17 protein-coding genes, 1 pseudogene and 1 riboswitch are annotated in these 22,701 nt (G+C 68.0%); of the genes and pseudogenes, 13 read left to right on the top strand and 5 right to left on the bottom strand.

The annotated features are described in order from the left end of the window. From WS62_RS36360 to WS62_RS13650, 3 genes and pseudogenes are all read right to left on the bottom strand, one after another. Nucleotides 1-245, bottom strand: a pseudogene (locus WS62_RS36360) (multidrug transporter); the annotation flags it as partial. Nucleotides 246-259: 14 nt separating this feature from the next. Then, the gene (locus tag WS62_RS13655) at nucleotides 260-3,370 is read right to left on the bottom strand and encodes an efflux RND transporter permease subunit (RefSeq protein WP_066571465.1); all 3,111 of its coding nucleotides are present in this window, start codon (nucleotides 3,368-3,370) and stop codon (nucleotides 260-262) included. Beyond that, nucleotides 3,367-4,464, bottom strand: coding sequence for an efflux RND transporter periplasmic adaptor subunit (locus WS62_RS13650; RefSeq protein WP_066571464.1), 1,098 nt, complete (start codon nucleotides 4,462-4,464; stop codon nucleotides 3,367-3,369). The genes WS62_RS13655 and WS62_RS13650 overlap by 4 nt, the downstream gene beginning before the upstream one ends. 150 nt (nucleotides 4,465-4,614) lie before the next feature. Between WS62_RS13650 and WS62_RS13645 the strand changes: the two genes are divergently transcribed. Further along, nucleotides 4,615-5,313 (top strand): helix-turn-helix transcriptional regulator, encoded by a 699-nt coding sequence (locus tag WS62_RS13645; RefSeq protein ID WP_066571463.1) that lies wholly within the window; start codon nucleotides 4,615-4,617, stop codon nucleotides 5,311-5,313. A gap of 317 nt (nucleotides 5,314-5,630) precedes the next feature. Here WS62_RS13645 and WS62_RS13640 read toward each other — a convergent pair whose 3' ends face one another. Then, nucleotides 5,631-7,385 (bottom strand): N-acyl-D-amino-acid deacylase family protein, encoded by a 1,755-nt coding sequence (locus WS62_RS13640; protein WP_066571462.1) that lies wholly within the window; start codon nucleotides 7,383-7,385, stop codon nucleotides 5,631-5,633. Nucleotides 7,386-8,033: 648 nt separating this feature from the next. Between WS62_RS13640 and WS62_RS13635 the strand changes: the two genes are divergently transcribed. The 9 genes from WS62_RS13635 to ftsH all read left to right on the top strand — a co-directional run bounded on the left by WS62_RS13635 (nucleotide 8,034) and on the right by ftsH (nucleotide 16,906). Continuing rightward, complete coding sequence (locus tag WS62_RS13635) at nucleotides 8,034-9,032, top strand: HlyD family secretion protein (protein WP_066571461.1); 999 nt, start codon at nucleotides 8,034-8,036, stop codon at nucleotides 9,030-9,032. Then, nucleotides 9,029-9,982: an ABC transporter ATP-binding protein gene (locus WS62_RS13630; RefSeq protein ID WP_066571459.1), complete on the top strand. Its 954-nt coding sequence runs from the start codon at nucleotides 9,029-9,031 to the stop codon at nucleotides 9,980-9,982. Before WS62_RS13635 ends, WS62_RS13630 begins: the two co-directional genes overlap by 4 nt. Continuing rightward, entirely contained in the window at nucleotides 9,979-11,028 is a 1,050-nt protein-coding gene (locus tag WS62_RS13625) for an ABC transporter ATP-binding protein (RefSeq protein WP_197422828.1), read from the top strand. The genes WS62_RS13630 and WS62_RS13625 overlap by 4 nt, the downstream gene beginning before the upstream one ends. Further along, on the top strand, nucleotides 11,025-12,161 hold the full coding sequence (locus WS62_RS13620; protein ID WP_066571457.1) for an ABC transporter permease: 1,137 nt from the start codon (nucleotides 11,025-11,027) through the stop codon (nucleotides 12,159-12,161). The genes WS62_RS13625 and WS62_RS13620 overlap by 4 nt, the downstream gene beginning before the upstream one ends. 24 nt (nucleotides 12,162-12,185) lie before the next feature. Further along, nucleotides 12,186-13,316: an ABC transporter permease gene (locus tag WS62_RS13615; protein ID WP_066571455.1), complete on the top strand. Its 1,131-nt coding sequence runs from the start codon at nucleotides 12,186-12,188 to the stop codon at nucleotides 13,314-13,316. A gap of 125 nt (nucleotides 13,317-13,441) precedes the next feature. Beyond that, the gene (locus WS62_RS37415) at nucleotides 13,442-13,582 is read left to right on the top strand and encodes a hypothetical protein (RefSeq protein WP_197422829.1); all 141 of its coding nucleotides are present in this window, start codon (nucleotides 13,442-13,444) and stop codon (nucleotides 13,580-13,582) included. 142 nt (nucleotides 13,583-13,724) lie between these two features. After that, nucleotides 13,725-13,985 (top strand): hypothetical protein, encoded by a 261-nt coding sequence (locus WS62_RS13610; RefSeq protein WP_231748283.1) that lies wholly within the window; start codon nucleotides 13,725-13,727, stop codon nucleotides 13,983-13,985. A gap of 371 nt (nucleotides 13,986-14,356) precedes the next feature. Beyond that, a complete protein-coding gene (locus tag WS62_RS13605) occupies nucleotides 14,357-14,869 on the top strand; it encodes a BCAM0308 family protein (protein WP_066571477.1) in 513 nt (170 codons plus the stop codon). Nucleotides 14,870-14,923: 54 nt separating this feature from the next. Further along, nucleotides 14,924-16,906 carry an ATP-dependent zinc metalloprotease FtsH gene (gene ftsH / locus WS62_RS13600; protein ID WP_066571453.1) on the top strand — a complete coding sequence of 661 codons (1,983 nt, stop codon included), beginning with the start codon at nucleotides 14,924-14,926 and terminating at the stop codon, nucleotides 16,904-16,906. A 288-nt stretch (nucleotides 16,907-17,194) separates the two neighbouring features. On the opposite strand, the gene WS62_RS13595 is transcribed toward ftsH, so the two are convergent. Then, the gene (locus tag WS62_RS13595; RefSeq protein ID WP_066571476.1) at nucleotides 17,195-17,800 is read right to left on the bottom strand and encodes a rhomboid family intramembrane serine protease; all 606 of its coding nucleotides are present in this window, start codon (nucleotides 17,798-17,800) and stop codon (nucleotides 17,195-17,197) included. Nucleotides 17,801-18,116: 316 nt separating this feature from the next. Next, a riboswitch (TPP riboswitch) is annotated at nucleotides 18,117-18,223 on the top strand. Nucleotides 18,224-18,303: 80 nt separating this feature from the next. Here WS62_RS13595 and WS62_RS13590 point away from each other — a divergent pair. The 3 genes from WS62_RS13590 to WS62_RS13580 all read left to right on the top strand — a co-directional run bounded on the left by WS62_RS13590 (nucleotide 18,304) and on the right by WS62_RS13580 (nucleotide 22,511). Beyond that, nucleotides 18,304-19,140, top strand: coding sequence for a DMT family transporter (locus WS62_RS13590; protein ID WP_066571451.1), 837 nt, complete (start codon nucleotides 18,304-18,306; stop codon nucleotides 19,138-19,140). A 672-nt stretch (nucleotides 19,141-19,812) separates the two neighbouring features. Further along, nucleotides 19,813-21,624: an NAD(P)-binding domain-containing protein gene (locus tag WS62_RS13585; RefSeq protein ID WP_082720949.1), complete on the top strand. Its 1,812-nt coding sequence runs from the start codon at nucleotides 19,813-19,815 to the stop codon at nucleotides 21,622-21,624. A 248-nt stretch (nucleotides 21,625-21,872) separates the two neighbouring features. Continuing rightward, nucleotides 21,873-22,511, top strand: coding sequence for a LysE family translocator (locus WS62_RS13580; protein ID WP_066571448.1), 639 nt, complete (start codon nucleotides 21,873-21,875; stop codon nucleotides 22,509-22,511). Nucleotides 22,512-22,701 lie beyond the last annotated feature (190 nt).

Here is a 22,701-nt window from a genome sequence, read left to right as displayed (position 1 = left end):
CCGTTCGCGCTGCGCGCGCCGGACGCGGCGCCCGGCTGCGCGGCGTAGACGCCGTCGGTCGGGAACGCGCCCGACACGGGCGCGGCCGGACGCTCGTAGCGCGGCGCGAGCGTGCAGCCCGTCGCGAAGACGGCGAGCGCGAGTGCGGTCGAACGGATCGCCGAGCGCGTGGCCAAAGCCGCGGCGTCGCGTGTGCGGCGGCGACGGCGCGAGGCCGCCGCCGTTTCGTGAGAGGAGCGATGCATGGTGTCGTCCATGGTTATCGGGTTGCCGCGAGGAGTTGCGCGCGCTCGCTGCGCATGGCCGCGCCGTGGTCCTTCGCGACGAATGTGTAGACGGTCGGCAGCACGAACAGCGTGAAGAGCGTGCCGACCAGCATGCCGGTCGACACCGTGATGCCGATCGCGAAGCGGCTCGCCGCGCCGGCGCCCGCCGCGAGCACGAGCGGCACGAGGCCCGCGACCATCGCGGCCGTCGTCATCAGGATCGGCCGCAGCCGCACCGCCGCCGCGCGCTCGATCGCCGCGCGGCGATCGAGCCCGTCGTGACGCTGCAGGTCGTTCGCGAAGCTGACCATCAGGATGCCGTGCTTCGAGATCAGGCCGATCAGCGTGACGAGCCCGATCTGCGTATAGATGTTCAGCGTCGCGAAGCCGAGGTACAGCGGGGCGAGCGCGCCGCAGATCGACAGCGGCACCGACACGAGGATCACGAGCGGATCGCGCAGGCTCTCGAACTGCGCGGCAAGCACGAGGAAGATCACGATCAGTGCGAAGCCGAACGTGACGGCGAGCCGGTTGCCTTCCTGCACGTATTGCCGCGATTCGCCGAGCCAGTCGATCGAGAAGCCGGCCGGCAGCTTCTGCGCCTCGAGGAACGCGACGGCCTCGCCCATCGTCACGCCGGGCGCGGGCACGGCGGAGAACGTCGCCGAGTTCATCTGGTTGAACTGGCTGAGCGCGTTCGCCTGGCTGCCGTTCGTCACGCGGATCACCGTCGACAGCGGAATCATCTGGCCGGAGCCCGTTTTCACGTAGTAGCGGCTCAGCATCTCCGACGACAGCCGCTCGCCGCGCGACACCTGCGGAATCACGTCGTACGAGCGCCCCTTGAAGTTGAAGCGGTTCACGTAGTTTTCGCCGACGAGGACGGCCAGCGTGTCGGCGATGTCCTTCATCGTCACGCCGAGCGTGTTCGCCTGATTGCGGTCGATCGTCACGCCGACCGCGCGGCTGTCGAACGTCAGGTCGCTGTCGACGACCGCGAAGAGGCCGCTCTTCGCCGCGGCCGCCTTGGTCCGGTCCATCTGCGCGTAGAGGTCCGCGAAGCCCGACGGCGAGCGCAGCACCATCTGGATCGGCAGCCCGCCGCTCGACGCGGGCAGCGCCGGCAGCTGGAACGCGAACACGCGGTCTCCCTGGATCTGGTCGCCGCGCGCCTGGATCAGCGCCTGCAGCGTCGACGCGCTGCGCGTGCGCTTTTCCCAGTCGACGAGGTTCACGCCGGCGAAGCCGAGATTGCTGCCGCCGTAGCTGTTCAGGATGAAGCTCGTGTCGGCTTCGGACAGCGTGCGGAACACGCGCTCGATGTCCGGCGCGTAGCGCTCCATGTAATCGAGGTTCGCGTACTGCGGCGCCTTCACCGCGACCATGATCGAGCCCTGGTCTTCCTGCGGCGCGAGCTCGCGCTTCACGCCGGAGAAGAGCAGCACGATGCCCGCCAGCACGCCGACGCCGATCAGCAGGATCGCCGGCCGCGCGGCGAGACTTGCGTGCAGGCCGCGGCGGTAGACTTGCGTCACGCGTTCGAGTGTGTGCTCGATCGCCTTCGCGACGCGGCCTTCCGACATCTTGCTCGTCAAGAGCAGCGAGCCGAGCATCGGCGACAGCGTGAGCGCGACGATCCCCGACACGAGCACCGCGCCCGCGAGCGTGAACGCGAACTCCTTGAAGAGCGACCCGGTCAGGCCGCCCATCAGCCCGATCGGCGCGTACACGGAGATCAGCGTCGCCATCATCACGAGCACGGGCGACGCGATCTCGCGTGCGCCGATCAGCGCCGCGCGCACGGGCGGCTCGCCTTCCTCGATGTGCCGATGGATGTTCTCGACGACGACGATCGCATCGTCGACGACGAGCCCGATCGCGAGCACCATCGCGAGCAGCGTCAGCAGGTTCAGCGAGAAGCCCGCCGCGAGCATCAGCGCGGCGGAGCCGACGAGCGACAGCGGGATCGTCAGCACCGGGATGATCACCGCGCGGAACGAGCCGAGGAACAGAAAGATCACGACGACGACGATCGCGATCGCCTCGGTGAGCGTCGAGCGAACCTCGGCGATCGACGCGTTGACGAAGCGCGCGCCATCGAACATGTTCGCGATCTGGATGCTCGCCGGCTTGTTGCGCTCCATCGCGGGCAGTACCGCGTCGACGCCGCGCACGATTTCCAGCGGATTGCCGGCGGGCGTCGCGTTGACCGCGATGTACACCGCGCGCCGGCCGTTCATCAGCGCGCTCGAGTTGTAGTTCTCGCCGCCGATCTCGACCGTCGCGACGTCCTTCAGCCGCACGAGCCCGCCGCCGTTCGGATCGTGCTTCACGACCATCTCGTTGAACGCGCCGACGTCGGTCAGATCGGTGTTCGCCGAGATGTCGGCGATCGTGAGCGATCCCTTGACCTGGCCCGGCGCCGCCTGCACGTTGTTCGCGCGGATCGCCGCGGCCACGTCGCCCGCGGACAGCCCGTGCGCGGCGAGCCGCGTCGCGTCGAGCCAGACCCGCATCGCGAGGTTCTGGCCGCCGAGGATCTCGGCCGACGCGACGCCCGGCACCGTCGTCACGAGCGGCTGCGCGACGCGCACCACGTAATCGGTGATCTGCGGGATCGACAGCGTGTCGCTCGCGAAGCCGAGGTACATCACCGCGGTCGGCGCGTCGGTCAGCTTCGTGATCACCGAGTCGTACGCGTCGGCCGGCAGCTTGTATTTCACCTGCTGGACCTTCGCCATCACCTCGGTCATCGCACGGTCCGCGTTCGCGTTCAGGCGCAGCCGCGCCTTCACGACGCTCTTGCCCTGCGTGGTCGTCGACGTGATGTACTCGATCCCGTCGGCCGTCGCGATCGATTGCGCGATCGGCGTCGTCACGAAGCCCTGCATCAGGTCCTGCGACGCGCCGGGGTAGTCGGTCTCGACGCTGATCGTCGCACTCTCGAGCGCCGGATATTGCCGCACCGGCAGCGACATCAGCGCGCGCAGGCCGACGAGCAGGATCAGCAGGCTGAGCACGAGCGACAGCACCGGACGGCGGACGAATACGTCCGTGAAGCGCGCGCGGGTTGCGCCCGAATCGTGAGGCGTGCCGGCGTTCATTGCTCGGCTCCCGACGATGCGCCGTCCTCGAGCGCGACCTTCACCTTGTCGCCCGCCGCGAGCCTCACCTGGCCCGACGTGACGACCACGTCGCCCGGGCGCAGGCCCTCGGCGATCGCGATGCGGCCGTCGGCGCGCCGGCCGGTGCGCACGGGCTGCAGCCGCACGACGCCGAGACCGTCGCGGCCCGGCTTGCCGACGACGAGCACGGATTCGCCGCGCTGCGACGTCTGCACCGCGGTATCGGGCACCGTCAGCGCGCGCTCGCGCGGCGGCAGCTCGAGCCGCGCCTGGATATACATGCCCGGGCGCAGCAGATGATCGGGGTTCGCGAGCGTCGCCTGCACGGCGACGTTGCGCGTCTCGGAGCCGACCTGCGGCTCGATCGCGGTCACGCGGCCGACGAGCGCCCGGTCCGGATACGCGTCCGTCGCGATCGACACGTTCTGGCCGAGGCGCAACTGGCTCAGGTTCTTCTGCGGAACCGTGAAGTTCGCGTACAGCGAATCGAGATTGGTCAGCGTCGCGATCGCATCGCCCGCGTTCAGATATTGGCCGAGGTTCACGCGGCGCAGGCCGAGCACGCCGTCGAACGGCGCGCGCACCGCCTTTTGCGTGATCACCGCCTGCGTCTCGCGGATGTCGGCCGCGGCCGCGTCGAAGTCGAAGCGGTGCTGGTCGAAGATGTTGCGCGGCTCGGCGCCCGTTTGCGCGAGCGCCCGCGAGCGGTCGAGCTGGCGCTTCGCGAACGCCGCCTTCGCCTGGATCGACGCGAGCTTCGCGCGCTCCGGCTCGTCGAAGAGCTGGACGATCAGTTGGCCCTTGCGGACCGTCGTGCCGGCCTCGAAATGCAGCGTGACGACGCGGCCGGCCACTTCGGGCGCGAGCGTCACTTGACGGACCGCGTCGAGCGAGCCGACCGCGTCGAGCGTCACGCGCTCGGGCGCGGCGCGCACGGAGACGGCGGAGACCGTCAGCGGAGGTGGGGGAGCGGGGGGATGATCGGCGGCCTGCACGCGGCTTTCCCGCCACAGAAAGAGCCCACCGAAAATGAACGCCAACAGCGCCAATGCAAGCAATAGCCGACGGCCCATGGAAATCTCTCAGTTATTTTGTAAGAATCGCGGACATGATTTGTCTGACGACGGAATAAGTCAAGCATATCCTTGATTTATACGGGTGATTTAGCTGACCGGATCGCGCGATCGTTGCATTGCGCAAGCCGGGCGTTTGATAATGCGGCGATGGACGATATCTTTTCGAAGCAGGAAATTCCGGTTTCCGAGCGCGTGCTGAACGTGCTGAAGCGGCGCGGCCCGTTGCAGGCGGCCGAGCTCGGCACGTATCTCGGCACGACCGCCGAGGCCGCGCGGCAGCAGTTGAAGAAGCTCGAGGCGGACGGGCTCGTCGAGGCGGAGAACGTGCCGCAGGGCGTCGGGCGGCCGGCGCGGGTCTGGCGGCTCACGACGCTCGGCCACGGCCATTTCCCGGACGCGCACGCGGACGTGACGGTCGACCTGATCCGGATCATCCGCACGACGCTCGGCCAGCCGACGCTCGATCTCCTGATCTCCGCGCGCGAGACGGAGATGCGCCGCACGTACGCGCAGACGCTCGCCGGCGTGACCGACCCAGAGACGCGGATCGCGCGGCTCGCGGAGCTTCGCGACAGGGAAGGCTATTTCGCCGAATGGTCGCGCGCGCCCGACGGCGACGGCTGGCTCTTCATCGAGAATCACTGTCCGATCTGCGCGGCCGCGACCGCGTGCCAGGGGTTCTGCAGGTCGGAGCTCGAGATCTTTCGCGAGATGCTCGGCGATGCGCTGTCGATCGAGCGCGTCGAGCACATTCCGGTCGGCGCGCGGCGCTGCGCGTATCGGATTCGGTCATGCGCCGGCGGTGCGCGGCAGGAAAGGGCGGCCGCGCCTTCGCGCGACGAATGACCGAGCGCCTCGCGGCTCATCGAGCGCGTCCGCGGTCGACGCTCGATCCGAACGCGAACGCCTGACGCCATTGCGCCGCAACAAGCGGCGCGCACGCTGACGACGCTGATCGATGGGCCGCCGCGTAGCGCACGTGGTGCGCCCTTGGTGCGCGAGGAACCGGAACGCCGGGCGCACCGCGCCGGCCGTCGCCCGTTGCCCATTGCCCATTGCCCGATTCGTGCGGCTGCGTCGAAGCGAGGGTCGCGACCGCATGCCGAACGAAAAAAGACGAAGCAGCCGGCCTTCTCGCGAACCGGCAACGCGCTCGTGCGCGCCTAGCGCGTCGCCGCGCGCAGGAACTGCCCCGAGCGCCGCGTTTCGCCGTAGCCGTCTGCGAACGCGCCGTCGCGATACACGATCTGTCCGTTGACGAGCGTCGCCGCGATCGCCGCGCCGCTGCGGTTCACGAGCCGGCGCAGCCCGCCGAACGCGGCCATGTCTTCCTCGTGATACGCGTCGACCGACGCGTCGAGATGCTCGGGGGCGACGATCGCGATATCCGCGCGATCGCCGGCGCGCAGCGTGCCGGCGTCGATTCCGAAGTACGCGGCGAGCTCGCCCGTCACGCGATGCACCGCCTGGTGCATCGACATGAACGGCCGCCCGGCGCGCTCGGCCTCGCGCACGCGGCGCAGGAAGCGCACCGGCGCGTTGTAGAACGCCATGTTGCGCAGATGCGCGCCCGAATCGGCGAAGCCGATCTGCAACGCGGGATTCGTCGCGATTCGGTCGAGCACGTCCGCGCGGTGATTCGCGATCGTCATGCACCAGCGCACTTTCTGGCCGTAGGCGACGACGAGATCGAGGAGCGCATCGGCCGGATGGATCCCGCGCGCGTCCGCGACCTGGCCGAACGACTTGCCGACGACCGATTCGTCCGGACAGCCGACGATCCGCGTGTCGTACAGATCGCGCGTCCAGAGCCGCAAGTCGAGCCCCTTGGCGACCTGCTTGCGGAACTGGCGCCGGTAGCCTTCGTTCTGCAGCAGCTTGTTGCGCTCGAGCGCGTCGTTCAGATGCAGCGCCGCGCGGCCCGCGCCGAATTCCTCGAAGATCACGAAATCGATGCCGTCCGCATAGACCTCGAACGGCACCGGCAGATGCTGCCAGACGAGCTCGCCGCGAAAGAGCGCGTTCGCGAGCCGCACGCCGCCGAGCAGCACGTCGATGGTGCCGCGCGGCGCCGCCTTGCTGTCAGCCGCGACGAGGAGCGACGTGCGCAGCGGCTTGCGCACGAAGTAGCCGCAGCTCTCGGCCATGAAGAGCAGGCCGTTCAGCGGATTCGTCGTGTTCGGCGCGCTTTGCAGCACGCGGCCGCGGCGGCGCAGCAAGCGGTTCAGGCGCCGGTACTCGCGCCACGTCGCGAACGTCGACGGCAGCGACTTCGACCGGTAGCGCTCGCCGTCGAGCTTGTCCCACGGCGTCGTCATCGACGACAGTCCGACAAAGCCCGCGTCGAGCGCGTCGTCGAGCAGCCGCTCCATGCGTTGCAGATCCGCTTCGTCCGGGCGCACGCGGTCGTCGACCGCGCGCCCGAGTCCGAGCACGTACGTGCGCAGATCCGAATGGCCGAGGAACGCGGCGACGTTCGGGCCGAGCGGCAGCGATTCGAGATGGCGGACGTACGAGGCCGCCGTGTCCCACGTCTTCACGCGCGACAGCACCGCGAGCATTTGCTCGCGCGGCAGCGCCTCGACGCGACTGAAGAGATCGGTGCAGTCGAGCGCGTCCGCGTGGACCGTCGACAGCGAGCACGAGCCGAGAAAGACGCTCGTCACGCCGTGCCGCACCGATTCGGGCAGCCCCGGCGACACGAGGATCTCGGCGTCGTAATGCGTGTGGATGTCGACGAAGCCGGGCATCACCCATTTGCCGGCCGCGTCGATCACGTTCGCGCCGTCGGCCGCGAGCGGCGCGTCCGACACCGTCTCGACGCGGCCGTCGCGAATGCCGAGGTCGCGCGCGCGGGGCTCGGCGCCCGTGCCGTCGAACCACAGGCCGTTCTGGATGATCGTGTCGTAACGCGCCATCTGGGGTGTCTCCGTTTTGTGTTCTGGCGGGCCGGGCGCATGCGCTGCGCCGCGTCGCGGCTCGGCGCGCGTTCCGCGCCGGTATCGCGGGGATGTGGGCCCCGCCGGTTCGCCGGACGGTCGGCGTCATTTGCGGCGGCCGTCGTGCGTCACTAAAACGTTACATTGACTGATGTCAAGATGAATTGCAATCGAGTGATGCTTCGAGTCGGAGCGGCCGAAGCGCAAGCGCCGAATCCGGCCGGCGGCGAAGCGTACCGATGCGGGCGGCTGCAAGGCGGACAAGACGTCCGGATGTTGCGGCGCGGCATCCTGTCGTCCTTCGCCGTCGCGCTTCGTTGCCGTGTTCAGTGTAGGCGCGGTTGGCATTCGCATGGCTTTGCGGGGCGTGATGTCGTGTGGCGACGCAGCATGCACGGCGAACGTTCGCCCATGCCACAACGCGCATGCCGCCGCAGGATGCGATCAAGATAACGCCGCCATTCGTCCGATCGACGCAAACACACGGAGCCGCTTCTGTCGCGACGCCGGACGACGGGCGCCGCGCTCGCCACCCGTACCGGCGCCGGCACGGCCGTTGACCCGCGTCAAAGATCGCCGCGACCGCGAACGTAGAGTGGTCGCATTGCCCCGCCGCCGCTCCTCACGATGCCGCACAACCGCCGCCTTCGCCTCACGCTGGCCGTCGCGCTCGCCGCCGCCGCCGTCGCGGCGCTCGGCTATGCGGCGCTGCGCTGGCCCGCGCTGTTCGGCCCGCGCGAGCCGCCGTCGCGGATCGTCGTGTCGGGCAACATCGAGGCGCACGAAAGCGTGCTGAGCTTCACGCAGGTCCAGGCGCCGATCGTCTATCTGCCGTTCGACGAAGGCGCACGCGTCGCGCGCGGGACCGTGCTCGCGCGCGTTGACGATCGCCTGTACCGGCGCCAGACCGATATCGACCGCGCGAACGTCGACGTGCAGACCGCGCAGGTCGAAGCGAACCGCAGCAACGTCGCGGCGCTCGAGCACGGCGTCGTCAGCGACCGCTTCGACCTGGCCGAAAAGCAGCGCGACTTCGCGCGCGCCGACACGCTCGCGCGGCAATCGGCGGTGTCGCAGCAATCGCGCGACCTCGCGCAGACAGCCGCGCGCCAGTCCGCCGCGGCGCTCGCGCGCGACCAGGCGCTCCTCGCCGCCGCGCGCAACGACGTCGCGCTCGCCGCCGCGAACGTGACGGCCGCGCAGGCGAAGCGCAAGCTCGACGAGACGACGCTGTCGTACACGGAGCTCGCCGCGCCGTTCGACGGCGTGATCTCGGTGCGGCACGCGGAGCTCGGCCAGCTCGCGGGGCCGGGCGTCGCGATCTTCACGATCGCCGAGCTCGATCACGTGTGGCTGCGCGCGTACGTGAACGAGCCCGACGTCGGGCGCATCCGGATCGGCGAGCCGGTCGACGTGCGCACCGACGCGTATCCGTCCGCCGTCTACCGCGGACGGATCAGCTTCGTGTCGCCGCAGGCCGAGTTCACGCCGAAAACGGTCGAGACGCATGAGGAGCGGATCACGCAGGTCTACCGGATCCGCATCGACATCGATAACCCGACGCACGAGCTGTTGCCCGGCATGCCCGCCGACGCGACGATCGCGGCGATCGCGAGCGGCCGATGAGCGCGCCCGATGCCGCCGGAGCCTCGGTTGAGCCGACCGTGCGCGTCGAGCATGTCGCGCGCCGCTTCGGCACGCTCGACGCGGTGCGCGACGTGAGCTTCGCGGTCGCGCGCGGCGAGATCTTCGGGCTCGTCGGCCCGGACGGCGCGGGCAAGACGACGCTGATGCGGATGCTCGCGGGCGTGCTGCGTCCGGACGCGGGCCGCATCGAGCTCGGCGGCATCGACGTGATCGCCGACCCCGAGCGCGCGAAGATCGCGCTCAGCTACATGCCGCAGCGCTTCGGGCTGTACGAGGACCTGACCGTCGACGAGAACGTGTTCTTCTACGGCGAGCTGTTCGAGGTGCCGCGCGCGCGCTATCGCGCCGATCTCGCCGAGCTGCTCGCCGCGGCGGGCCTCGAGCCGTTCAGGCGGCGGCTCGCCGGCCAGTTGTCGGGCGGGATGAAGCAGAAGCTCGGGCTTGTCTGCGCGCTGGTCCACCGGCCGAACGTGCTGCTGCTCGACGAGCCGACGACGGGCGTCGATCCGGTGTCGCGGCGCGACTTCTGGGCGATCCTGTACCGGCTGCGCGAGGAGGGCGTGACGATCGTGATGTCGACCGCGTACATGGACGAGGCGGAGCGCTGCTCGCGGCTCGCGCTGCTGCACGCGGGCGTCGTGCGGCAGTGCGATACGCCGCAGCGGCTGAAGCAGTCGATGCGGGGCGCGCTCGTCGCGGTGGGCGGCGGCGATCCGCGTGCGATCCGCGACGCGCTCGCCGATACGCCCGGCGTGCTCGGCGCGCTGCTGATGGGCGATCGCGTGCACGTGCGGGTCGACGACGCGCAGCGGCGCTCGCCCGAGCTTGCTGCGCGGCTCGCGGCGCGCGGGATCGCGCATGCGCCAATTGCCGCGATCGAGCCCGGCATCGAGGACGCGTTCGTCGCGCTCGTCGGAGACGCGGGATGACGCGCGCGACGAAACCGCCCGCAGTGGGCTCGCCGGGCGCCGACGCCGCCGCGAGCGCAAACGCGAATGCGAATGCGAGCGTGCACGCGCACGCGGCCGCGCCGGACGGCGTCGTCGTCGCGCGCGGCCTGACGAAGCGCTTCGGCGCGTTCACCGCGGTCGACGCGCTCGACCTGTCGATCGCGCGCGGCGAAGTGGTCGGCTTCATCGGCCCGAACGGCGCGGGCAAATCGACGACGATTCGGCTGCTGTGCGGACTCTTCGCGCCGAGCGCGGGCAGCGCGACGGTCGCGGGCTTCGACGTGCGCACCGAGCCCGAATCGGTGCGCGCGCACATCGGCTACATGTCGCAGAAATTCTCGCTGTACGGCGATCTGACGTGCCGCGAAAACCTGCGTTTCTTCGCCGGCATCTACCGGGTGCCGCGCGATGCGCTCGACGAGCGGATCCGTTTCGCGATCGAGATGGCGGGCCTCGAAGGGCGCGAGGACACGCTCGTGCGCACGCTCGCGGGCGGCTGGCGGCAGCGGCTCGCGCTCGGCTGCGCGATCCTGCATCGGCCGCCCGTGCTGTTTCTCGACGAGCCGACGTCCGGCGTCGAGCCGCAGGCGCGCCGGCGCTTCTGGGATCTGATCCACCGGCTCGCGGCCGACGGCGTGACAGTGCTCGTGTCGACGCACTACATGGACGAGGCCGAGTACTGCAACCGGATCGCGCTGATCGACGCAGGCCGGCTGATCGCGATCGGCAGCCCCGGCGAGCTGCGCGAGCGCGAACTGGGCGGCGCGCTGTTCGAGCTCGCGTGCGCGCCGCTCGGCGAGGCGGTCGCCGTGCTGCGCGGCACGCGCGGCGTGCTCGACGCGTCGATCTTCGGCGACCGGCTGCACGTACTCGTCGCCGATGGCGCGCAGGCGGGCGCGCTGCGCGACGCGCTCGCCGCCGCGCGCATCGAAGCGGGCGAGCCGCAGCCGATCCGCCCGAGCCTCGAGGACGTGTTCGTGCAGCTCGTCGCGCGCGTCGAGCGGCGCAAGCGGAGCGCGGCATGAGCGTCAGGCGCCTGATCGCGATCGCGTACAAGGAGACGCTGCAGATCTGGCGCGATCCGCGCAGCCTCGCGATCGCGCTCCTGATGCCGCTGATGCAGATGGCGCTGCTCGGCTATGGCGTGAGCCTCGACATTCGTCACGTGCCGCTCTGCGTGCACGACGAGGAGCGCAGCCAGCAAAGCCGCGAACTGATCGACCGCTTCGTGTCGTCCGGCTGGTTCGCAGGCGTGCGGACGCTCGGCAGCGAGGCCGCGCTGCGCGCGGCCGTCGACCGGCGCACGTGCGTCGCGGCCGTCGTCGTGCCGGTCGACTTCTCGCGCACCGTCGCGACGCGCGGCGCGGCATCGGTGCAGACGATCTTCGATGCGACCGACACCAACACGACGAACATCGCGATCGGCTACGCGCGCGGCATCGTCGCGCAGTTCGGCGCGGACCTGAACGCGCGCTGGCAGGCGGCGCACGGCGTGCTCGCGCAAACGGCCGGCACCGTCGATCCGGAGCCGCGCGTATGGTTCAACGAGGGGCTCGACAGCCGCAATTTCGTGATTCCGGGCGTCGTCGCGGTGATCCTCGCGCTCGTCGGCGCGCAGCTCACGTCGCTGACCGTCGCGCGCGAGTGGGAGCGCGGCACGATGGAGCAGTTGATCTCGACGCCCGTCGCGCCGATCGAGCTGATGCTCGGCAAGGTGATCCCGTATTTCGCGATCGGTTTCGTCGATGCGGCGTTCTGCCTGCTGACGACCGTCTACTGGTTCGGCGTGCCGTTTCGCGGCAGCGTGCTCACGCTGATCGCGACGACCGCGCTCTTCACGCTCGTCGTGCTCGGGATCGGCTACCTGATGTCGGTGCGCATCCGCAGCCAGCTCGGCGCGAGCCAGGTCGCGCTGCTGTTGACGATGCTGCCGACGACGATGCTCTCCGGCTACGCGTTCGCGATCGAGCAGATGCCGGTGCCGATCCAGGCGGTGACGCTCGTCGTCTACGCGCGCTACTACGTGACGATCCTGCGTTCGGTGTTTCTGAAGGGCGGGCCGTTTTCGAACGTCGCGGCGCCGTTCGCGGCGCTCGCGCTGTACGCGCTCGTGATCGGCTGGCTCAGCGTGCGGGCGTTCCGCAAGCATCTCGATTGACGCGCCGCGTCCGACGGAGCCGCCATGTTCGACCGCGTGCAATCGATGCTGATCAAGGAGTTCCTGCAGTTGAAGCGCGACCGCGGGGCGCTGTTTCGCCTCGTCGTGCCGCTGCTGCTGCAGGTGATCATCTACGGCTATGCGGCGACATTTACCGTCAACCACGTCGCGACCGCGCTGCTCGATCTCGACCGCAGCCAGGCGAGCCGCGATCTCGTGTCGCACTTCGTCGCGACCGGGCGCTTCGACATCGTCGACGATGCGGCGAGCGACGACGCGATCCGCCGCGACATCGACGGCGGCCGCGCGGAGTTCGCGATCGTGATCCATGCGGGCTTCGCGCAGTCTCTCGGCAGCGGGCAGACTGCGCCGCTGCAGTTGATCGTCGACGGCACGAACTCGAACACCGCGCTGATCGCGCTCGGCTACGCGAGCCAGATCGTCGCGCAGTTCCAGGCCGATTGGACGATGCGCGCGTGGCCGTCGAACGCGGGCGCGGCGCCGCCCGCGCTGAGCGTGTCGCTGCGCGAGCGGCCGTGGTTCAATCCGGGCCTCGACGACCGCTGGTTCTTCATTCCGGGCGTCGTCGGCACGCTGACGCTGATCCAGGTCGTGAGCCTCACGGCGTTCGCGGTCGTGCGCGAGCGCGAGGTCGGCACGCTCGAGCAGATCATGGTGAGTCCGATCCGGCCCGTCGAGTTCATCCTCGGCAAGACGGTGCCGTTCTTCCTGATCGGGCTCGGCGACGTCGCGCTCGTCGCGGCGCTCGGGATCGGCTGGTTCCATGTGCCGTTCGTCGGAAGCTGGCTCGTGATGCTGGCGGGCGTTACGCTGTTCCTGCTCGCGACGCTCGGCCTCGGGCTGCTGCTGTCGACGTTCTCGCGCACGCAGCAACAGGCGTTCGCGCTCAACTTCTTTCTCGTGAATCCGATCTTCATCCTGTCCGGCTTCGTGTTTCCGATCGCCGCGATGCCGCGCGTGCTGCAGTGGCTGACCTATCTGAATCCGCTGCGTTACTTCCTCGTCGTGATGCGCGGGGCATTCCTGAGCGGCGCGGGACTCGCGGTGCTGTGGCCGCAGCTCGCCGCGATGGCGCTCCTCGGCGGCGCGATGCTGGGACTGAGCGTGCTGCGCCTCCGGAAGTCGCTCGACTGAGATCCGTCGTTAGCGTGAACAGGCCTTGGCGGCGCGCGGCATCGTGCGTCGTCGATGCACGTCGAGCGGCCGGGCAGGCCGCGCGCTACGTTGTCCGTATCCCGTTTCGCGTTTCGGGGGATGCGATGAACCTCTCGTCGATATCGCGCGCGATGCTTGCGTCCGGCGTCGCGCTCGCGTGCGTGCTGGCTGCGGCGCACGCGAGCGCGCAGGACCACGGCGGCCGCGCGGGCGGTTTCCACGGCGAGCCCCGGTTCCACGGGTAGTCTCGATCCTACGGCCATCCTCGATTCCACGGCCAACCTCGATTCCAGGGGCATTCGGGTTTTCACGGCGTCCGTCGTTCCGCGGCCATCCCGATTTCCACGGCCGCGACTTCGGCCGCTTCGCGCCGCACGAAAGCTTCCGATGGCGCGGCGGACACGGGTCGCACGGCTGGCACAGTGGCGCTACGCGTGGTGGTGGGTCGTCGGCGGCGTCGGGTACCTCTTTCCGGAGCCCGTCTATCCGTACCCGACGTACGTTCTGCCCGCAGAGATCGTGCAGGTGCCGCTGCCCGTGCCGAGCGGTCTGCCGCCGGTGTCCGCGTGGCACTACTGCGACGATTCGCAGGGCTTTTTCCCGCACGTCGCATCGTGCGACGTGCCGTGGCGGGCGATTCCGGTTTAGCCGTGAGCGCCTGGCGCGCCGCGACGGCCGGAATTTGTGCGGCGCCGCACGACTGACCAATCGGCTGCGTAATGGAAAGAGGAAAGACAATTTGCGCGCGCAACGGCAGGAACCGAGCGGACCGCACGAGCACCTCACGCATTGACCATGAATACGTAGCAATCGGTGCGCGTATGGCAGCACGATTTCACCGACCGTTGATCGGCGTCAATCGCGGGCACGGGCGATCGCCGATGCTCGCTGATGTACATCGCGCGCTTGCGCGCATGCCGCGCGCCGCTATTCCGACGATTCCGACGACGCCCGCGCATGCCGCCGCCGACCGCCCGGCGCCGCGCGCGAAACGTCCGACATATCGACAAGGAAAGACGATGATCTACGGATCGAACGAACTCTATGCGGCGATGAAGCAGCGCCGCGATCACGAGCCGCGCGCGCATGCGATGGACAGCTACGGCGCGCCGGCGCGCCTGAAGAGCGGGATGGGCTGCAGCGAATGCGGCGCGCTGTACGACGACGGCCGCTGGACCTGGCATGCGGCGGCGGGCGCGCTCACGCAGATCGCGTGCCCCGCGTGCCGGCGAATCCGCGAGCACGCGCCGGCGGGCGAACTCGTGCTCGAAGGCGGCTATTTCGCACGCCATCGCGACGACATCGTCGCGCTGCTGCGCCATCGGGCGGGCGACGAGCGCAACGATCGTCCGCTCGAACGCATCCTGTCGATCGATGCGCTGCCGGCGCGCACGGTCGTCCGAACGACGGGCTCGCATCTCGTTTACCGGCTGAGCGAGGCGCTCGTGCACGCGCATCGCGGCGACCTCGCGATCGACTATCGTGAAGGTGAGGACGTGCTGCGCGCGCATTGGATGCGCGACGCCACGTAGCGCGTCCGCCGTTCCCGATCCCCCGTATCGCCCACCGCACGCCGAGGAATCCCGATGAAGAGCGAAACAGGATACCTGGGCTTCGTCGTCGTGCTCGTGTTCATGGTGCTGCTCGCGCTGCAACTCGCGACGCTGTCCGCGCCCGCGACGCCGATCGCGTACAGCGACTTCCGCAAGCTCGTGGCGGCCGCGCAGGTCGACGATCTCGAAGTCAGCCCGACGCGGATCACCGGCGTGCTGCGCGGCAGCGCGGCGGCGGCCGCGCTGCCGGCGTCGGACGCCGAGGCGGTCAAGCGCGCAGGCGCGCCGTGGCGCTTCACGACGAAGCGCGTGACCGACGACCACCTGATCGACACGCTCGCCGCGACGGGCACCCGCTACCGCGGCGCCGAGGACGACACGTGGATCGGCACGCTCGCGTCGTGGGTCGTGCCAATCGCGATATTCGCGATAGTCTGGAACCTGATGCTGCGGCGCCCGCGCGGCGGCTTGCAGGACTGGTCGGGCGTCGGCAAGAGCAAGCCGCGCGTCTACATGGAAGCGAAAACCGGCATCGATTTCGACGACATCGCCGGCATCGACGAAGCGAAGGCCGAGCTCCAGCAGATCGTCGCGTTCCTGCGCTCGCCCGCGCGCTACCAGCGGCTCGGCGGCAAGATTCCGAAGGGCGTGCTGGTCGTCGGCGCGCCCGGCACCGGCAAGACGCTGCTCGCGAAGGCGGTGGCGGGCGAGGCGGGCGTGCCGTTCTTCTCGACGAGCGGCTCGTCGTTCGTCGAGATGTTCGTCGGCGTCGGCGCGGCGCGCGTGCGCGACCTGTTCGAGCAGGCGCAGCAGAAGGCGCCGTGCATCATCTTCATCGACGAGCTCGACGCGATCGGCAAGGTCCGCGGCGCGGGCGTCATGTCGGGCAACGACGAGCGCGAGCAGACGCTCAACCAGCTGCTCGTCGAGATGGACGGCTTCCAGGCGAATTCGGGCGTCATCATCATGGCGGCCACCAATCGTCCGGAGATTCTCGATCCCGCGCTGCTGCGTCCGGGCCGCTTCGACCGGCATATCGCGATCGACCGGCCGGACGTGACCGGACGGCGGCAGATCCTGTCGGTCCACGTGAAGCAGGTGAAGCTCGCGCCGGACGTCGATCTCGGCGAGCTCGCGTCGCGCACGCCGGGCTTTGTCGGCGCGGATCTCGCGAACATCGTCAACGAGGCGGCGCTGCACGCGGCCGAGCATGACAAGCCGGCGATCGACATGTCGGACTTCGACGAGGCGATCGACCGCGCGATGACCGGCATGGAGCGCAAGAGCCGCGTGATGAGCGAGCAGGAGAAGATCACGATCGCGCATCACGAGGCAGGGCACGCGCTGATCGCGCAGACCCGCGCGCACAGCGATCCGGTGAAGAAGGTGTCGATCATCCCGCGCGGGATCGCGGCGCTCGGCTATACGCAGCAGGTGCCGACCGAGGACCGCTACGTGCTCAGGAAGAGCGAGCTGCTCGACCGGCTCGACGTGCTGCTCGGCGGGCGCGTCGCCGAGGAGATCGTGTTCGGCGACGTGTCGACGGGCGCGGAGAACGACCTCGAGCGCGCGACCGAGATGGCGCGGCACATGGTCGCTCGCTACGGGATGAGCGAGCGGATCGGCCTCGCGACGTTCGGCGACGCCGACAGCCGCGGACTCTTGCCCGTCGTCTGGCAGCCGGGCGGCGAGCGCTGCAGCGAGAGCACCGCGACGCGGATCGACGACGAGATCCAGCGGCTTCTCGCCGAAGCGCACGATCGCGTGTCGCGAACGCTCAAGGAGCGGCGCGACGCGCTCGAACGGATCGCGCAGTATCTGCTGAAGCACGAGGTGGTCGATCACGAGATGCTCGTGCGACTCGTGAACGACGAGCCGCTGCTGGAAGGCGAAACCGGCGAAACGGGAAAATCGGGCGAGCAAGGCGGGAGCGCGGCGAAGCGGGGCGAAGACGATCCCGATCCGCCGACGCTGCCGACAGGCGCCGACAAGGCCGATCATTCGGTGCCGCAGTGACGCGGCCGTATCGGCGACCGTGCGCTCGTCGCACGCGTCGGGCGGCGCGAAACGGTTCGCGAAGCAACGGTTCGCGAAGCGAGGTGAGCGCCCGATCGGATCGGCGGATATCCGCGGCGGCGATGTCACACGGAAAGGGCGCGGCGCGAGCGTCGACGGCATGACGAAGCGCTCGTTGCCGCAATCGTCCCGGGGTGCGCCGCGCCGGTGCGGCCAACGCCGCGCACGCGCCGCCGGCCGCGCGATCGATCGCGGGCGGCGCGCCGGCAAGCCGCCCGTCGCTACCCCTTACTCGATCGGCCATTCCCTTCGCGGCCGCGCCCAGAACAGCATCAGCACGAGCGCGCCGAACATCCCGCCCAGATGCGCGAAATGCGCGATGCCGCTGGCCGCGCCGGCGACGCCGAGCAGCAGCTCGACGCCCGCGTAGACGAGTGCGAACACCCACGCGGGCATCGGAATCGGCGGAAACAGCAGCACGACGCGGCGCGACGGATACAGCAGCGCATATGCGGCGAGCACGCCGAACACGCCGGCCGACGCGCCGATCGTCGGCGCGGCGCCCGCCGCCGTATAGCGGGCGACGACGAGCTGCGTGAGCGCGCCGCAGACGACGCTCGCGAGATAGAGCGTGCCGAACCGCGCGCGGCCGAGCGAGCGCTCGACGTCGCGGCCGAACATGACGAGCCCGAGCATGTTGAAGATCAGGTGCGACAGCCCCGCATGCAGCGCGCTGTACGTGACGATTTGCCAGGCATGGAACGCCGGCGCGCCGGCCGCGGCGCCCGTGCTGAGCCGCGGCGGCCACAGCGCGAACAGCGTGAGCACGCGGTCGGGATCGGCGAGCTCGATGAAGAAGCCGATCAGGTTCAGGGCGACGATGGCGAGCGTCATGGCGGCCACGGACGGGAAAAGTGGGGCGTCGACGGTCATTATGCCGGCATCGCCCGGCCGCCGCCGACGCGCGACGGCGGGCGGCGCGACATGGTCGATGCGATCGATCCGATCGTATTTCTCATCGACCGTGGACCGTGAGCGGCTTGCGCCGCGCGTCGCGGTATCGGGTCGTCCCGGCATCCCGGCATCGCGACAGCGGGCGTTGCGAACCGCCCCCGGCCAGCCATTCCGTCGCGCCGGCCGAGGGGGCCGCATAGGGCGACCGGACCGCCCGCATCGGCTTGCCCGCCGCCGGGTTCTTATCGATAATAGCCGGGCCATCAGGGGGAGCCGGACGATCGGCTGAGAGGTTCCGCGCAAGGAACGACCCCTAAACCTGATCCGGGTAATGCCGGCGTAGGAATGAGGTCCGCCATGGTTTGTCCGAAGCTCGCCGGTCGCCGCGCCGCGGCCGCGCTTTCCGTGTTTCCCGTGATTTCCGTTCTGCCCGGCGCGCGCCGATGACGCCGTCTGTCATCGCGCTCGTCCTGTTCGCGGCGATCCTGCACGCGACGTGGAACGCGCTGCTGAGAAGCGGCGCGGACCGTCTGTGGAGCATCACCATGATGAGCTTCGCGACGACCGCCGCCGCCGCCGTCTGCGCGGCGCTGCTGCCGTTGCCCGCGCGTGCGAGCTGGCCATATCTGACGGCGTCCGCCGCGCTGCAGGTCGGCTACAGCGTGTTTCTCGCGTACGCGTATCAGGGCGCGGCGCTCAGCCAGGTCTATCCGGTCGTCCGCGGCACGGTGCCGCTGCTCGTCACGCTGGGCGGCTACGCATGGGCGGGCCAGCGCCTGGGCGGCGCGTCGCTCGCGGGCGTCGCGCTCGTATCGGGCGGCATCGCGAGCCTCACGCTCGGCCGGTCGCGGATTCATCTGCGCTCGTTCGCCGCCGCGCTCGTCACCGCGCTTTTCATCGGCGGCTACGTGACGGTCGACGGCGTCGGCTCGCGCATCGCGGGCGATCCGCTCGCGTACGCGGCGTGGGTCTTCATCGTCTACGGCATCGCGATGCCGGCCATGTTCTTCCTGTTCGGCCGCCGTTTAAGCAACGGCTTCACGCGCGGCGAATTGCTGAAATCCGCGGCGGGCGGGCTGATCTCGCTCATCAGCTACGCGGCGGTCGTCGACGCACTGTCGCGCGGTCCGGTCGGTCCGATCGCCGCGCTGCGCGAGACGAGCATCGTGTTTTCGGCGTTGATCGGCTGGGCGTGGCTCGGCGAGAAGCCGAGCGGGCGGCGCTTCGCTGCCTGCGCGGCGGTGGCGGTTGGCGCCGCCTGCCTCACGTATCCCGCTTGAGACGCAAGTGTTCGCGCGAGGCGCGACGGCGGCCCATGACGCGCGGTCGGACCGCGTGCGTGAATGGCGGAAGCCGAGGGCGCCACAACACGAATGCGGGTTCCCATCGAAGCGCGCTTTCAGTTACTTTAAGCTATATTGGTACGACAAAATGCTCCCGCTGATCCTGACGATTTACTTTCAGCCGCGAACCGGTCCGAGTGCCGCCGACGGCCGCTTGACCGTCGTCGACCGCAGTGCGGATTCGCGCCTTCCCGAGATCGTTTCCACGGGATGATTGCGCACCACCGTTCGAGAGCAGTCGCAGGCACCGGGGAGCATATCGGCGACCGGGGATCGGCTGGCATCGGTCGAGGTATGGCCCCGAGATGCGCGAGTCGAACTGCGACGGCGTGCAGCTATTGGCAGCCGTCGACCTTGCGAATCGAATTTGGACGCGCGTTTGAGGCCCCGAAAACTGACGGGAAGATCGGTTGGCGATTCATAACCGCGGTCTCGATCGGGCTCGTGCCGATCGATGACGAGCACGTCTTGGGGATTCAGCGCATTCGGCGGATGCCGAAGCCGCTCGACGCTCCGCATCCGCGCGACGCATTCGGCGAAACCGAATGAAAAAGGTCGATCGAGGCCCCTCTCTCGATCCTCGACGGCATGAATGAGGAGACAGCCACGATGGAACATTTTTCTAACGTGATCATTGGCGGCGGCCCTGCGGGAATTAACATGGCTCTCGAATTCGAGAGACGGGGGATTGAGTACCTTTTGATCGAGGCGAACGAGACTGTCGGTGGGCAGTGGGATCGATTTCCGGTATGCGGGCAGCTTATTTCGCTAAACAAAAGATACGTTCCAGGCGATAGCCATACTTATCGGATGCGATACGACTGGCACACATTGAGCACCATCAATGCCGATGATGTGACGAACGATCCCAAGCTGCGATTCACGGAGTGGACGTCGGAACATTGGCCGTCGGCAAGAATTTACAAGGAGTATCTGAAGTATGTCGCGGAAAAGAAAGGGCTGTCGAAACACATTCGGACGCGTGCTCGCGTGCAGCGCATAGCGCGCAAAGGCGGATGCTTCGTTCTCGGCGTATCGAATGCGCCGCGCATCACCGCGGATCGTATTTTCTGCGCTACCGGCAAGTCGGAGCCGATCGTTCCGGATATCAAGGGACTCAATGCCGAGACCTGCACTTTCTACGGGGACTTCGAGCCCGATGCCGCGGCGGAACGCTACCGGAACAAGGTCGTCATCATTCTGGGCCGCGGCAATTCCGCATTCGAGATCGCACACCACCTCATCGATATCACGGCGGAGACGCGCGTCGTCACGCGGTCTCTACCGATGTTCGCCCGGCAAACACACAACGTGCATGACTTGCGGGCACAAGTCTCCGACGTGTTCGATCTGATGCAACTCAAGTCCAACAACAATATCGTGAGCGATCGCATCGTCGAAGTCAGGCGAATCGCCGGCGGCAAATACGAAGGCCGCTTGCTGGTTCGCTACGAGACGCCTTGCCCCCACTGGTCTCCGCCAAGGTGGATGAAGCGAACCGGCATCGTGGACGACGTGATCGTATGTTGTGGCTTCAACTACACGCTGCCCGGCGTTTTCGACATGGAAACCGTACGGCCGGCCATTGACGAAAAGGGAAAATATTGCCTGCTGACATCGAGTTGGGAGTCGGTCAGCGTGCCAGGTCTCTACTTTCTCGGCGCTCCGATGCGCGTCAATGATCCGGATGCCGCTTCCGGATTTGTACACGGCTTCCGATGCAACATTCAAGCGCTCGGATACATCGTCGCCGAAAAATATCACGACATGGTGCTCGAACCGGTATTCGAATGCGATGTTCCGCTAGCGCACCCTTCCGACCGGCTCATTTATCTTTCTGAATTTCTCGTCGAACTCGTGAGCACGAGCATGCCGTTGTTCGAGCTGTTCGGCTACTTCGGGTGCACGGTGACGTTCGAGCCAAGCGGCGACGATGGCTTGATCCGAGCACGTGTATGGCCCCCATTTCCGCGAGCATATAACCTTGAACGCTGGGGTGAGGAGCCGATGAGGCTCGAAATCGTTTTCGAGTATGGATTCAGCCGATACGGCAACGGCGAACTGCCGACTCACTATTTCGCGCTGCCCGCGGATCATTTCGATACTTCCCGGAGCGCATATGTCCATCCGGTGTTTCACGTCTATCGCGAAGGCGTCGAAGTGAATTCCTTCCATATGCAGGAAAGCCTCATCGGCCGCTGGGACCTCGACGATTATGTCGACGAGGAGACCAATCTCGACCAGTACAAGAACGTCGCGTTCAATGCGTGTGCATGCGCGCTGGGTCTGGATGAGCGTCGCAGCATGTTGCCCGTGCTCGACGAGTTTGTGGACGCATGCTATCCGCTGATGAGCGAAGAAGAGGTGGCCGAGGCGCTTCGAATTCAGCCGACGCTGGCTTTGCTCGCGAACCGATCTTGATTGCGTGTCGAGATCTGAAACTGTATAGATACTGATGTTCATTCACCCATCCACCCTGTAATCCGTCATCGGCGCATCACCGATCAATTGAAATCGGCATGAACCCGTATTGATTGTCGACCGGTTTGGGCAAACCGAACGCTGGCGTACAGTTTGCCAATTGATCATGCCAGGCGACGAACGGCATTGGAACGTGACGGATACCGACTGTTTAGCGACGGTTCAGGGGCGATTATGAGGGCGGCTCAATGTCTGGAAACTTCACGGCGCTCGATGGCCTACTCGGGCTTGTATTTACCTCTGCAGTGTTGATCGCCGTTCCCGGGCCAAGCATCATGTTTCTTGTCGGGCAGGCGATGACGGCGGGGCGGCGCAGCGCGATGCGCGGCGTCATCGGCAACGCGATAGGAACATATTGCGTCGCAGTGATCGTTGCGCTGGGAATCGGCACCTTGCTGATGCGCACCGACAGCGTCCTGACGGGTATTCGATTGCTCGGCGCCGTCGTCCTGCTGGCCATCGGTGTTCAATATCTGTTAGCCAGACCACTGCCCGCGGCGGAAGTCCGGGCCCCTGCCAAGCGCAAGCAAACGTTGGTCGCCGGCGTCATCGTGGGCATCACGAATCCCAAAGCCCTGATCATGTTCGGTACGATCGTGCCGAGTTTCCTGAGCAGAGGGGTCGAAAGTCCAGTGGAGTCGCTGCTCTTCTTTTCGCTGGTGCCCATCGGCTTGGGTTTGTTGATCGATTCGGCGTGGGTCGCCACCGCTCATGCCGTCAGTTCACGAGCGTTCTTCAATGAGAAAGGATTCAAGCTGATCAATATCGCGGGCGGGGGCTTGATGATCGCGATGGCCGTTCTCTTGGCGATCGAGACGTTGCGTTGACGGCAGGTCTTCGCGCATCCTCCGGGGCGGTGCGCCACGGCCACGGCATTGCGCCGAATGGCGGCCGCACGATGCCCCGCTGTCGTCGAGATCGGCCGCGCCCGCGCTGACGGCGCTGTCGGCAACGGCCGGGCAGTCGTGAGAGCCAGTCGTCGCGCGCTCGGCCGGCGCGGCGGTCGGGCGTTTCGAA

The sequence above is a fragment of the Burkholderia sp. ABCPW 14 genome (assembly GCF_001523835.1).
Lineage (GTDB): Bacteria > Pseudomonadota > Gammaproteobacteria > Burkholderiales > Burkholderiaceae > Burkholderia > Burkholderia mayonis.
The sequence above is the reverse complement of the archived record's forward strand: the minus strand, read 5'-3'. Positions and strand labels throughout refer to the sequence as shown.

Coding starts and splice junctions, on each gene's coding strand:
- WS62_RS13655 (WP_066571465.1), bottom strand. CDS start 3,370: ATGAACGCCGGCACGCCTCACGATTCGGGCGCAACCCGCGCGCGCTTC.
- WS62_RS13650 (WP_066571464.1), bottom strand. CDS start 4,464: ATGGGCCGTCGGCTATTGCTTGCATTGGCGCTGTTGGCGTTCATTTTC.
- WS62_RS13645 (WP_066571463.1), top strand. CDS start 4,615: ATGGACGATATCTTTTCGAAGCAGGAAATTCCGGTTTCCGAGCGCGTG.
- WS62_RS13640 (WP_066571462.1), bottom strand. CDS start 7,385: ATGGCGCGTTACGACACGATCATCCAGAACGGCCTGTGGTTCGACGGC.
- WS62_RS13635 (WP_066571461.1), top strand. CDS start 8,034: ATGCCGCACAACCGCCGCCTTCGCCTCACGCTGGCCGTCGCGCTCGCC.
- WS62_RS13630 (WP_066571459.1), top strand. CDS start 9,029: ATGAGCGCGCCCGATGCCGCCGGAGCCTCGGTTGAGCCGACCGTGCGC.
- WS62_RS13625 (WP_197422828.1), top strand. CDS start 9,979: ATGACGCGCGCGACGAAACCGCCCGCAGTGGGCTCGCCGGGCGCCGAC.
- WS62_RS13620 (WP_066571457.1), top strand. CDS start 11,025: ATGAGCGTCAGGCGCCTGATCGCGATCGCGTACAAGGAGACGCTGCAG.
- WS62_RS13615 (WP_066571455.1), top strand. CDS start 12,186: ATGTTCGACCGCGTGCAATCGATGCTGATCAAGGAGTTCCTGCAGTTG.
- WS62_RS37415 (WP_197422829.1), top strand. CDS start 13,442: ATGAACCTCTCGTCGATATCGCGCGCGATGCTTGCGTCCGGCGTCGCG.
- WS62_RS13610 (WP_231748283.1), top strand. CDS start 13,725: ATGGCGCGGCGGACACGGGTCGCACGGCTGGCACAGTGGCGCTACGCG.
- WS62_RS13605 (WP_066571477.1), top strand. CDS start 14,357: ATGATCTACGGATCGAACGAACTCTATGCGGCGATGAAGCAGCGCCGC.
- ftsH (WP_066571453.1), top strand. CDS start 14,924: ATGAAGAGCGAAACAGGATACCTGGGCTTCGTCGTCGTGCTCGTGTTC.
- WS62_RS13595 (WP_066571476.1), bottom strand. CDS start 17,800: ATGACGCTCGCCATCGTCGCCCTGAACCTGATCGGCTTCTTCATCGAG.
- WS62_RS13590 (WP_066571451.1), top strand. CDS start 18,304: ATGACGCCGTCTGTCATCGCGCTCGTCCTGTTCGCGGCGATCCTGCAC.
- WS62_RS13585 (WP_082720949.1), top strand. CDS start 19,813: ATGGAACATTTTTCTAACGTGATCATTGGCGGCGGCCCTGCGGGAATT.
- WS62_RS13580 (WP_066571448.1), top strand. CDS start 21,873: ATGTCTGGAAACTTCACGGCGCTCGATGGCCTACTCGGGCTTGTATTT.